General features: G+C 70.5%; 8 protein-coding genes. All 8 read left to right on the top strand.

Annotated elements, in window-relative coordinates:
• Window positions 1–60: 60 nt before the first annotated feature.
• The 8 genes from ACWCQM_RS01170 (at window position 61) to ACWCQM_RS01135 (ending at window position 11,994) form a co-directional block, all read left to right on the top strand.
• On the top strand, window positions 61–1,740 hold the full coding sequence (locus ACWCQM_RS01170; protein WP_450913298.1) for an ABC transporter substrate-binding protein: 1,680 nt from the start codon (window positions 61–63) through the stop codon (window positions 1,738–1,740).
• A gap of 19 nt (window positions 1,741–1,759) precedes the next feature.
• Window positions 1,760–2,815 (top strand): ABC transporter ATP-binding protein, encoded by a 1,056-nt coding sequence (locus tag ACWCQM_RS01165; protein ID WP_450913297.1) that lies wholly within the window; start codon window positions 1,760–1,762, stop codon window positions 2,813–2,815.
• Window positions 2,812–3,792 (top strand): ABC transporter permease, encoded by a 981-nt coding sequence (locus tag ACWCQM_RS01160; protein ID WP_450913296.1) that lies wholly within the window; start codon window positions 2,812–2,814, stop codon window positions 3,790–3,792. The genes ACWCQM_RS01165 and ACWCQM_RS01160 overlap by 4 nt, the downstream gene beginning before the upstream one ends.
• 4 nt (window positions 3,793–3,796) lie before the next feature.
• Window positions 3,797–4,930: an ABC transporter permease gene (locus ACWCQM_RS01155; RefSeq protein WP_450913295.1), complete on the top strand. Its 1,134-nt coding sequence runs from the start codon at window positions 3,797–3,799 to the stop codon at window positions 4,928–4,930.
• Window positions 4,927–5,913: an ABC transporter ATP-binding protein gene (locus ACWCQM_RS01150; RefSeq protein ID WP_073745552.1), complete on the top strand. Its 987-nt coding sequence runs from the start codon at window positions 4,927–4,929 to the stop codon at window positions 5,911–5,913. Before ACWCQM_RS01155 ends, ACWCQM_RS01150 begins: the two co-directional genes overlap by 4 nt.
• 47 nt (window positions 5,914–5,960) lie before the next feature.
• A complete protein-coding gene (locus ACWCQM_RS01145; RefSeq protein ID WP_450913294.1) occupies window positions 5,961–7,373 on the top strand; it encodes a GH1 family beta-glucosidase in 1,413 nt (470 codons plus the stop codon).
• Window positions 7,374–7,446: 73 nt separating this feature from the next.
• Window positions 7,447–10,533, top strand: coding sequence for a glycoside hydrolase family 3 N-terminal domain-containing protein (locus tag ACWCQM_RS01140; protein ID WP_450913293.1), 3,087 nt, complete (start codon window positions 7,447–7,449; stop codon window positions 10,531–10,533).
• Between the two features lie 69 nt (window positions 10,534–10,602).
• Complete coding sequence (locus tag ACWCQM_RS01135) at window positions 10,603–11,994, top strand: hypothetical protein (protein WP_450913292.1); 1,392 nt, start codon at window positions 10,603–10,605, stop codon at window positions 11,992–11,994.
• Window positions 11,995–12,066 lie beyond the last annotated feature (72 nt).

Below are 12,066 nucleotides of genomic sequence, written 5' to 3'. Positions count from 1 at the left end.
CGCGTCGAGCGCTGTCCACACCACGGGATCTCCCAGACCCGCAGTCCTCCTGGAGTCGCCATGTCCGTACGCCGTCGTCACACTCTGAGAGCGCTCTCAGTCGCCACTGCCGTGGTCGCGCTCGCCGCGGGCTGCTCGTCCGCCAACTCGGGCGCCAACAAGGGAGGCGGAGCCGGTGCCTCCGGCGTGCTGACCATCGGAAAGCCGGACGGACCGCAGACGAACAACAGCAACCCGTTCCTCGCCACCTCCGCGAGCGCCACGCTCGGCTACCGCTACATGATCTACGAGCCGCTGGCGATGACCAACATGATCCGCCCCACCGACAAGGCGGACCCCTGGCTCGCGACCGCGTGGGGCTGGGAGTCCAACTTCACCAAGCTCACCTTCACCCTCGACAAGAGGGCCAAGTGGGCCGACGGCAAGCCGCTCACCGCCGCCGACGTCGCGTTCACCTTCGAGCTGCTGAAGAAGCACCCGGCGCTCAACGGCAACGGCATCCCGTACGACGGCATCGCCGTCGAGGGCGAGAAGGTCGTCCTGACTTTCAAGGAATCGCAGTTCGTCAACCAGAACAAGATCATCTCGACCTATGTCGTGCCCAAGCACATCTGGGAGAAGGTCGAGAACCCCGAGACCTGGCCCAACCGCACCCCGGTCGGCTCCGGCCCGTACAAGCTGAAGACCTTCACCCCGCAGACCACCACCCTGACCGCCACGCCCACCTACTGGAAGGGCAAGACCAAGGTCAAGGAGCTGCGCTACAGCACGTACAACGACAACAGCGCCGCGACCACGGCCCTGGCCAACGGCAAGCTGGAGTGGTCGTTCGTCTTCATGCCGAACTACAAGCAGCTGTACGTCGCCAAGGACCCGAAGAACCACAAGCTCTGGTTCCCCTCGGGACTCGGCATCCACGGCCTGTGGTTCAACACCGCCCGCAAGCCGTTCGACAACCCGGCGCTGCGCAAGGCGATGGCCATGGTCGTCGACCGCAACGCGATCCACGTGCAGGCGCAGGCGACGCTCTATCCGGAGATCACCAACCCGACCGGCATCCCGCTGCCCGCCGGTGAGCCGTTCCTCGCACCGGAGTACAAGAGCGCCACCACGAAGCCCGATGTCGCGGGGGCCAAGAAGATCCTGGACGAGGCCGGCTTCAAGCTCAGCGGAGGCGTCCTGAAGGACCCGAGCGGCAAGCCCGTGAAGCTGACCTTCACCGACCCGGCCGGCTGGAACGACTACATCACCGGGCTCTCGATCATCAAGGACAGCATCAAGCAGCTCGGCATCGAGGCCAAGGTCAAGACCCAGACCGCCGAGGCCTGGACCAACGATGTCGCCGTCGGCAACTTCGACGCCACCCTGCACTGGACCAACAGCGGCGCCACCCCGTACGACATGTACCAGAACATCATGGACGGGGCGATCCTCCAGCCCATCGGCAAGGCCTCCCAGCTCGGCAACTTCGGCCGCTTCAAGAGCCCCGAGGCGACCGCCGCGCTGAAGGAGTACGCCAACGCCACGGACGACGCGACGCGCACCGAGGCCATCAACGCCCTCCAGAAGATCATGGTCGAGCAGGCGCCGGTGATTCCGACGGCCGCGGCCCCCATCGGTGCCGAGTACTCCACGAAGAACTGGGTGGGCTGGCCGACCGAGGAGGACCCCTACGCAGCCCCGCAGCACACCCAGCAGGACGCGCTGGAAGTCGTGCTGAACCTGAAGCCCGCCAAGTAAGTAACGGGAAGAACCGGCCATGACCACCGAACAGTCCGAAGACGTGCGCACCACGACGGATGTGGTGCTCGAAGCACGCGGAGTCACCAAGCACTTCCCCGTACGGCGCACCGGCAAGGACCTCCTCGCCCGCAGCCGCCGTACCGTCCACGCCGTCGACGACGTCTCGCTGAAGCTCCGGCGCGGCACCGTCACGGCTCTGGTGGGGGAGTCCGGCTCGGGCAAATCCACCGTCGCGCGGCTGCTCGCCCAGCTGTACCCGCTCACCGCGGGGGAGATCGAGCTGGGCGGCACGGCGGTGAAGGCCGGGCGTGGCCGGTCCTTCCGCAGATACGTCAAGCAGGTCCAGCTGATCTTCCAGGACCCCTTCGCCTCGCTCAACCCGGTGCACACCGTGCGCTACCACCTCACCCGCGCCCTGAAGATCCACGGCAGGGCGGGGGACGGCGAGGCGGACCTGGAGAAGAACCTGACCGCTCTGCTCGAACGCGTCCAGCTGACTCCTCCTCATCAGTATCTGGACAAGTTCCCGCACGAGCTGTCGGGAGGGCAGCGCCAGCGCGTCGCGATCGCGCGCGCGCTCGGCGCCGACCCCCAGGTGCTGCTCGCCGACGAGCCGGTGTCGATGCTGGACGTGTCGATCCGGCTCGGCGTCCTCAACCTGCTCCGCGACCTCAAGGAGCGCCTGCACCTGGCGATCCTCTACATCACCCACGACATCGCGTCCGCACGCTACTTCGCGGACACGACCCTCGTGATGTACGCCGGCCGGATCGTCGAGGGCGGCGACAGCGAGACCGTCACCCAGCACCCCGCACACCCCTACACCCAGCTGCTCATCGCCTCCGCGCCCGACCCCGACCGGGTGGCGGACACCGAGGCGCAGGAGGAGACCGGGAGCGGCGAGCCGCCCTCACTGATCACCCCGCCGGCCGGCTGCCGCTTCCATCCCCGCTGCCCCAAGGCCATGGAGCGCTGCCGCACCGAGTTGCCGCCGCGCTTCGACCTGGCCGATGGCCAGTGGGCCGCCTGCTGGCTGTACGACGGCACCACCGCCGAGGGAGCAGCGAAGTGAAGTACATCCTCCAGCGGTTCGCCTTCTACGCGGTCACCGCGTGGGCCGCCATCACCATCAACTTCCTGATCCCGCGCATGATGCCGGGCGACCCCGTCGACGCCCTGATGAGCCGCTACCAGGGGCAGCTCGACACCACCGCCATCGCCTCGCTGAAGGCGCTGTTCGGACTCGACGAGAAGCAGTCCGTCTGGGCGCAGTACACCGACTACTGGTCCCATCTGCTCGACGGCGACCTCGGGCTCTCCTTCACCTTCTTCCCGACCCCGGTCGGCGAGGTGATCTCCCAGTCGCTGCCCTGGACGCTCGCCCTGGTCGGGATCACCACCCTGATCAGCTTCCTGCTCGGCACCGGCATCGGCGTCTACAGCGGCTGGCGGCGAGGCTCCTGGCTGGACGGTCTGCTGCCTGTGACCACCTTCATCTCGGCCATCCCCTACTTCTGGCTGGGCCTCATCGCGATCGCGGTGTTCGCGGTGAAGTGGCAGATCTTCCCGGCGGCCGGAGGATACGACAACTCCCTGGTCCCGGCCTTCGACTGGCCGTTCATCTCCAGCGCGCTCTACCACGGGGTGCTCCCCGGGGTGACGATCGTCCTGAGCGCCATCGCCGGCTGGATCCTCGGCATGCGCAACATGATGGTGACGGTCTCCTCCGAGGACTACGTCATGGTGGCGCAGGCCAAGGGGCTCTCCGAGCGGCGCGTGATGTTCTCCTACGCCGCGCGCAACGCCGTCCTGCCCAACATCTCGGGCTTCGCCCTCTCGCTGGGCTTCATCGTCGGCGGCACCCTGCTGGTCGAGATGGTCTTCTCCTACCCGGGCATCGGCTACCAGCTCTTCCAGGCCGTCGGAGCCAAGGACTACCCGCTCATGCAGGGCGTCTTCCTGATCATCACGCTCTCCGTGCTCGCCGCGAACCTGCTGGCCGACATGGCCTACGCCCTCCTCGACCCCCGTACCCGCAAGGAGGCATGAGCCGATGTCCGTCACCACCACCACCGACGTCGTCGTCAGCGACGCCGCGCCCGCCGCCTCGCGGGTCAGGTTCCGCTTCCTGCGCGGAGGGAAGACCCGCACCGGACTGCTGATCCTCGCCTTCTTCGTGCTCCTCGCCGTGGCGGGCCCCTGGCTCGCCCCGTACGACCCGGACGCGATGAGCGACCAGCTGCTGCAACCGCCGTCCTCCGAGCACTGGTTCGGGACGACCCAGACGGGACAGGACGTCCTCTCCCAGATCCTGGTCGGCACCCGGGGCGTGCTGCTCGTCGGATTCCTCGCCGGCATCCTGGCGACCGTGCTGTCCGTGCTCATCGGGGTCAGCGCGGGGTTCCTCGGCGGCGCCGCCGACGAGGTCCTCTCGATGGTCTCCAACATCTTCCTCGTCATCCCCGGGCTGCCGCTGATCATCATCATCGCGAGCTTCGTCGAGGACACCGGGGACCTGCTGATAGCCGCCGTCATCGCCCTCACCTCATGGGCCTGGGGCGCCCGCGTGCTGCGCGCCCAGACCCTGTCGCTCCGGCGCCGCGACTACGTGGAGGCCGCCCGCGCCACCGGCGAGTCCACCTGGCGGATCATCCTGTTCGAGGTCATGCCGAACCTCACCGCCGTCATCGCCTCCGGCTTCGTCGGCACCGTCATCTTCGCCGTCCTCTCGGAGATCACCCTCGCCTTCATCGGCGTGGCCGACATCTCCCACTGGAACTGGGGGACCGTCCTCTTCTGGGCGCAGTCCAACCAGGCCCTGGCCCAGGGCGCCTGGTGGTGGTTCGTCCCGGCCGGTCTGTGCATCGCCCTGCTGGGCACGGCGCTCTCCCTCATCAACTTCGGTATCGACGAGTTCGTCAACCCGCGTCTGCGCACCGCGACGGGCTCCTCCCGGAAGGTCCGGATGCGGGTCGGCTTCACCCCCGTGGTCCGCACCGCCGAGCCCGGGTCGCCCGGCGCCTCCGAGCCGCCCGCGTTCACCCCCGTGGTCCGCGAGGGCGCCCCCACGGAGCAGGCGTCGTCCGGTGCTCCCACGGAACCGGCGTCGTCCGGTGCCCCCACGGAACCGGCGTCGTCCGGCGCCCCCGAATCGCCCGGCACGTCCAGCAAGGAGCACAGCGCATGACCGCCGAGCCGATCCTCACCATCAGCGGCCTGAACGTCGACTACGGCACCGGCGAGACCGGTGTCCGCGCGCTGCGGGACATCGACCTCACCCTCCACCGGGGTGAAGTCCTCGGCCTGGCGGGGGAGTCGGGTTCGGGCAAGTCCACGCTGGCGTACGCCGTCACCCGGCTGCTCTCCCCGCCCGGGGTGATCACGGGCGGGGATGTCCACTACCACCGGCCGGGCGGGGAGGCCGTCGACATCCTCGCCCTGAGCCCCGACGAGCTGCGTGCCTTCCGCTGGCAGGAGCTGTCGATCGTGTTCCAGGGGGCGATGAACTCGCTGAACCCGGTGCACACGGTCCACAGCCAGCTCACCGACGTGCTCGCCGCGCACCGCCCCGGCATGCGGGCCGCCGAGCGGACCGCGCGCGCCGAGGAACTGCTCGGCCTCGTCGGCATCTCCGCGGACCGGCTCGCCGCCTATCCGCACCAGCTCTCCGGCGGCATGCGCCAGCGCGTGATGATCGCGATGGCGCTCGCCCTGGAGCCCGAGATCGTCATCATGGACGAGCCCACCACCGCGCTCGACGTCGTGATGCAGCGGCAGATCCTGCGCAAGCTGGTGGAGCTGCGCGAACGCCTCTCCTTCTCCGTCGTGTTCATCACCCACGACATCTCGCTGCTCATCGAGTTCTCCGACCGCATCGCGATCATGTACGGCGGACGGATCGTGGAGCAGGCGGGCGCCGCCGAGATCTACCGCGACCCGCGCCACCCCTACAGCGAGGGCCTGCTGCACTCCTTCCCCGCGCTGCACGGCCCCCGGCGCGAGCTCACCGGCATCCCCGGCTCACCCCCGCACCTGTCCGCGATGCCCGCCGGCTGCGCCTTCCACCCCCGCTGCGGCAAGGCCTTCGACGCCTGTTCCGCACGGGTGCCGGTCCTCGCCGCACCGGACGCCGGCCAGGACCGCGAGGTCGCCTGCTGGCTGCACCACTGACCGCACCACCGCTCACCACCCCACAGCACCCGGAGTTACGGAGACCCATGAATCTCGTCACGCCCCGCAGCAGCCTGCAGCCCGCCGCCGTCCAGGGACTCCCTGCCGACTTCCGCTGGGGCGTGGCCACCTCCTCGTACCAGATCGAGGGCGCCGTGGCGGAGGACGGCCGCACCCCCTCCATCTGGGACACCTTCTGCCGCGTGCCGGGCGCCGTGCACCACGCGGAGCACGGCGACGTGGCCTGCGACCACTACCACCGGATGCCCGAGGACGTGGAGCTGATCGCGGGCCTCGGCGTCGACACCTACCGCTTCTCCCTCGCCTGGCCGCGCATCCAGCCCGGCGGCCGGGGCCCGGCCAACGCCAAGGGCCTCGACTTCTACAAGCGGCTGGTCGACGAACTCCAGGGCAGGGGCGTCACGCCCTGGATCACGCTCTACCACTGGGACCTGCCGCAGGAGCTGGAGGACGCGGGCGGCTGGCCGGCCCGCGACACCGCCCTCCGCTTCGCCGAGTACTCCATGCTCGCCTACGAGGCCCTCGGCGACCGGGTCGAGCACTGGACGACCCTCAACGAGCCGTGGTGCTCGGCGATGCTCGGATACGCCTACGGGGCGCACGCCCCCGGCCGCACCGACATGGGCGATGCCATGCGCGCCGTCCACCACCTGCTCCTGGGCCACGGCCTCGCCGCCCGGCGGATGCGCGAGGCGGCGGGCGGCAACCCGCTCGAACTCGGCATCACCCTCAACCTCGGCACCGCGACCCCGGAGACCGACAGCCCGGCCGACCGGGAGGCCTGCCGCCGCGCCGACGGCATGGGCACCCGCCTGTACCTCGACCCGGTCGTCCACGGCCGCTACCCGCAGGACGTCGTGGACGACCTCGCCGCCCAGGGCATCGAACTGCCTGTCAAGGACGGCGACCTGGAGGCCATCGCCACACCCCTCGACGTCCTCGGCGTCAACTTCTACCGGGGTGCCATGTTCTCCGGAGTCACCGAGGACGGATCGCCCACCGACGCCGACGGGCTCCCCGTCGTCCGGGGGGTGGAGCGCGACCTGCCCCGCACCGCCATGGACTGGGAGATCACCCCCACGGAGCTCACCGATCTCCTGCTGCGGCTCCAGCGCGACTACGCGCTGCCGGTCGTCATCACCGAGAACGGCGCCGCCTTCGACGACACCGTCGCCGCCGACGGCACCGTGCCCGACGCCGACCGCACCGCCTACCTCGCCGACCACATCGCCGCCCTGGCCGAGGCGCGCGCCCAGGGTGCCGATGTCCGGGGCTACTTCGCCTGGTCGCTGATGGACAACTTCGAGTGGGCGTACGGCTACGACAAGCGGTTCGGCATCGTCCGCGTCGACTACGACACGCAGGCGCGGACGCTCAAGGACAGCGCCAAGTGGTACCGCGACACGATCAGCCTCACCCGGAACGCCCGCACCGACTGAACCTCACCCGGAACGCCCGCAACGACTGACCTCGCCCGCGCAGAACCGCCACCGGAGCAGAGAAGAGCCGCACATGCCCCGTACACCGCACGCCCGCGCACGCCATCGCGCGAGACCGGCGACCGCCGCGCTCGCCGCCGCCACCGTCCTCGCCTCACTCCTCGCCGGGGCCGTCCCCAGCGCGGCGGCCGGTGCCGAGGACCCGGCCCCCGTCCTCGTCGACCGCTTCGAGGGCGAGGTGCCCCTCGGCAACCCGCCCGCCGACTCCCTGTTCACCTGGGGCGGCGACGCGGACGACCACCCGGCGCTGGAGTTCAAGGAGCGCGCCGACGCCCCCGAGGGCTCCAAGGTCCTCCAGGGCACCTACGACATCAGCGCCTGGGGCGGACTCAGCCATGAGTTCGCCGTCGACCAGCCCCCGAAGGACTGGACCGCCCACAAGGGCATCCGCTTCTGGTGGTACGGCCAGAACACCGCGCCCCTGCCGCCCGGTTCGGGCAAGCGGATCAACTTCGAGATCAAGGACGGCGGCGCGAACGGCGGCGCCTCCGAGCTGTGGACCACCTCCTTCACCGACGACTGGGAGGGCTGGCACCAGGTCGAGATACCCTTCGCGGACTTCGTCTACCGCGCGGACTACCAGCCCGTCGGCGGCATCGACCAGGTCCTCGGCCTGAACGAGATGTGGGGCTACGCCGTCACCCTCCCGACCGGCGCCCCCGGCTCCTTCGCCATGGACGCCGTCGAGCTGTACGGCAAGGCCGAACCGGCGCTGAAGTCGAGCGTCGTCGTCGACTCCGCCGTGCACACGGTGAAGGAGGGCGGGACGGCGGACATCCGGATCTCCGTCGCCACCACCGGCTCCGCTCCCATCGAGGAGCCCGTCACCGTCGCGTACACGACCAAGGGCGGCAGCGCCGAGTCCGGCAAGGACTACACCCCGGTCACCGGCACCCACACCTTCCCCGCCGGCACCGCGTCCGGCACCACGCACACCGTCTCCGTGGCCACCGCCAAGGACAGGGGCGCCGAGTCCGCGGAGACGATCCCGCTGGAGCTCACCGTCACCGGGGCCCGGGCGCCCAAGGAGAACCCGCAGGTCGTCATCGACGCCCACGGGCTGCCGTACCAGAACGCGAAGCTGCCGGTGAAGCAGCGGGTCGCCGACCTGCTGGCGCGGATGTCCCCCGCGGAGAAGGCCGGGCAGATGACCCAGGCCGAGCGCAACGCGCTGAAGTCGCAGGGCGACATCGCCGCGTACGACCTCGGTTCGCTGCTCTCCGGCGGCGGCTCGGTGCCCACCCCGAACACGCCCGAGGCCTGGGCGAAGATGGTGGACGCCTACCAGCTGCGGGCGCAGGCCACCCGCTTCCAGATCCCGCTGATCTACGGCGTGGACGCGGTGCACGGCCACAACAACGTGATCGGCTCGACGATCATGCCGCACAACATCGGCATCGGCGCGGGCCGCGACCCGAAGCTCGCCGAGAAGACCGGCGCCGTCACCGCGAGCGAGGTCCGCGCCACCGGCATCCCGTGGGACTTCGCCCCCTGCGTCTGCGTCACCCGTGACGAGCGCTGGGGCCGTTCCTACGAGGCGTACGGCGAGGACCCCGCCCTGGTCGAGGCCATGGAGACGGTCATCAACGGCATGCAGGGCCACCCCTCGGGCAAGGACCTCGACCGCAACGACAAGGTGCTGGCCAGCGCCAAGCACTTCGTCGGCGACGGCGGCACGGAGTTCGGCTCGTCCACCACCGGCTCGTACACCATCGACCAGGGCGTCACCAAGGTCACCCGCGAGGAGCTCGAAGCCGTCCACCTCTCGCCCTTCGCCGAGTCCGTGAAGCGGGGCGTCGGCACGGTCATGCCGTCGTACTCCTCGCTGGACGTCCTCGGCGACGACGCCGGCCCGGTGAAGATGCACGCCAACGCCGAGATGATCAACGGTGTGCTCAAGGACCGGATGGGCTTCGAGGGCTTCGTCATCAGCGACTGGCAGGCCATCGACCAGATCCCCGGCGACTACGCGAGCGACGTCCGCACCTCGGTCAACGCCGGCCTGGACATGATCATGGTCCCGACCGCGTACCAGGACTTCAGCAGGACGCTCCAGAGCGAGGTCACCGCGGGCCGGATCAGCCAGGCCCGGATCGACGACGCCGTGTCGCGCATCCTCACCCAGAAGTTCCGCCTCGGCCTCTTCGAGAAGCCGTACGCCGACACGTCCAACCTCGACGAGGTCGGATCGGCCGGGCACCGCGCGGTCGCCCGTGAGGCGGCCGCCAAGTCCCAGGTGCTCCTGAAGAACGACGGCCCGGTGCTCCCGCTCAAGGCCTCGCAGAAGGTCTACGTCGCCGGCTCCAACGCCGACGACCTCGGCAACCAGGCCGGCGGCTGGACCGTCAGCTGGCAGGGAGCCTCCGGTGCCACCACCACGGGCACGACGATCCTGGAGGGCATCGAGAAGAACACCTCGTCGGCCACCTTCTCCCAGGACGCCTCCGCCCCGACCGACGGCTACGACGCCGGTGTGGTGGTCGTCGGCGAGAAGCCGTACGCCGAAGGCATCGGGGATGTCGGCAACGGCCACGACCTGGAGCTCACCGACGCCGACAAGAAGGCGATCGACACGGTCTGCGCCGCCATGAAGTGCGCCGTCCTCGTCGTCTCCGGCCGCCCCCAGCTCATCGGGGACCGGCTCGGTGACATCGACGCGCTGGTCGCCTCCTGGCTGCCCGGCACCGAGGGCGACGGCGTCGCCGACGTCCTCTACGGCAAGCGGGCCTTCACCGGACAGCTCCCGGTGACCTGGCCGAAGTCCGAGGCGCAGCTGCCGGTCAACGTCGGTGACACGGTGTACGACCCGCAGTACCCGTACGGCTGGGGCCTCACCACCCTGAAGAAGGTCCCCACGGGCGGTGAGGCCACGCTCACCGGCCTCGCTGTCGCCGCCCAGCTCGCCGAGCGGGCGGGTCTCGGGAAGACCGCGGCCGGCAAGGAGATCGTGGACCGGGCGAGGCTCCTGGTCCAGCAGCGGGCCGGGGGCAAGCTGACCCAGGCGGTCTCCAAGCCGTTCGCCGAGGCCGACCACCTGCTGCTCACCGGCGATCTCACCGGAGCGGTGGCGAAGCTGCGCGCGGCGTACCGCGCGGTGTAGCCGCATAACAGCAGGAAAGGGACCCGGGCGGGTGGCGCATTTGTCACCCGTCCGGGTTACTTTCGGAGTATGCGGAACAGGCTGTTCGCTCCCTTGTGGGCCTGCCTGCTGCTGATGCTCTCGGCGGCACTGCTGGCCATGTCCTCCACCGCCCATGCCGCCCCCGCCACGATCGACGACGCCGCCCGCGCCCTGCGCCAGGGCCCCGTCTTCGTCGACCCGGCCGCGTCCGGCCAGCTCTCGGCGGCCCAGGAGGCCGCCCTGGAGAAGAAGATCACCGACGCCGACAAGCCGGTCTTCGTGGCCGTCCTGCCGGCGACGTCCGAGTACCCGGCAGACAACCTCCTCCAGAACCTGCGGACCGACACCGGGATCACCGGTGTCTACGCGGTCCGCCTCGGCGACGGCTTCGACGCGGGCGCCGACCCGCAGGTGATGCCGGTCCGGGCGGTCGACAACCTCACCACCGCCGTGAAGGCACCCGGCACCGGCACGAACGCCGCGACCCAGCTCAACGCCTTCGTCGACCGGGCCGTCAAGGAGGCCAAGGGCAGCGCCCCGGCCTCCTGGTCCGGCGGTGACAACGCCGGTGACGGCGCGGCGAACGGCGTCCCGGTGGGCGGCCTGATCGTCCTCGGCGGCGTGGTCCTGATCGGAGGTGGCGCCGCCTTCGCCGTCGTCCGCCGCAACAGGAAGCGGAAGGAGGAAGAAGAGCGGGCCGCCCTGGAGAAGCTCAGGGTCGTCGTGGACGAGGACATCACCGCGTACGGCGAAACCCTGGACCGGCTGGACTTCCACCCGGGGGAGAAGGGCGCCGACGACGCGATGCGCGTCGACTACGAGCGGGCGCTCGACTCCTATGACGACGCCAAGTCCCGCATGGGCAACGCCCAGCACCCCTCCGACGTACGAGGGGTGACCCAGGCCCTGGAGGACGGCCGCTTCTCGCTCGCCGTCCTGGAGGCCAGGCGCACCGGCCGCGCGCTCCCGGCACGCCGCCCGCCCTGCTTCTTCGACCCGCGCCACGGCCCCTCGGTGGCGGACGTCCTGTGGACGCCGTCCGGCGGCGCGGCCCGCGAGGTCCCGGTCTGCGGCGCGGACGAGGTCCGGCTGCGCGAGGGCGAGGACCCGATGAGCCGTACGGTCGACGTCGGCGACGGCCGCCGCCGCCCCTACTGGGAGGCGGGCCCTGCCTATGGCCCCTGGGCAGGCGGCTACTTCGGCGGCGGCCTGCTCCCCGGCCTGCTGGTCGGCACCATGCTCGGCTCGATGCTCTCCACCCCGGCGTACGCGGCGGAGTACGGCGGCGGTGACTTCGGCGGGGGCGGTGAATGGAGCGGCGGTGACGTCTCCGGCTCCGACTTCGACTCGTCCGGCTTCGGCGGCTTCGGCGACGGGGGCGGCTTCGGGGACGGCGGCGGTTTCGGAGGCGGCGGCTTCGACGGCGGCGGCGGATTCTGACGGACCGGCGCCGGAATCTGATGGACCGGCGCCGGACGCCGCCCGGGCGCCCGCGCCGGTGACCGGCCCGCG

It is taken from the genome of Streptomyces sp. NPDC002125 (genome assembly GCF_053593715.1).
The sequence above is the reverse complement of the archived record's forward strand: the minus strand, read 5'-3'. Positions and strand labels throughout refer to the sequence as shown.

What these genes read in the sequence shown, in the direction of transcription:
- ACWCQM_RS01170 (WP_450913298.1), top strand. Translation starts at nt 61, where the DNA reads ATGTCCGTACGCCGTCGTCACACTCTGAGAGCGCTCTCAGTCGCCACT.
- ACWCQM_RS01165 (WP_450913297.1), top strand. Translation starts at nt 1,760, where the DNA reads ATGACCACCGAACAGTCCGAAGACGTGCGCACCACGACGGATGTGGTG.
- ACWCQM_RS01155 (WP_450913295.1), top strand. Translation starts at nt 3,797, where the DNA reads ATGTCCGTCACCACCACCACCGACGTCGTCGTCAGCGACGCCGCGCCC.
- ACWCQM_RS01150 (WP_073745552.1), top strand. Translation starts at nt 4,927, where the DNA reads ATGACCGCCGAGCCGATCCTCACCATCAGCGGCCTGAACGTCGACTAC.
- ACWCQM_RS01145 (WP_450913294.1), top strand. Translation starts at nt 5,961, where the DNA reads ATGAATCTCGTCACGCCCCGCAGCAGCCTGCAGCCCGCCGCCGTCCAG.
- ACWCQM_RS01140 (WP_450913293.1), top strand. Translation starts at nt 7,447, where the DNA reads ATGCCCCGTACACCGCACGCCCGCGCACGCCATCGCGCGAGACCGGCG.
- ACWCQM_RS01135 (WP_450913292.1), top strand. Translation starts at nt 10,603, where the DNA reads ATGCGGAACAGGCTGTTCGCTCCCTTGTGGGCCTGCCTGCTGCTGATG.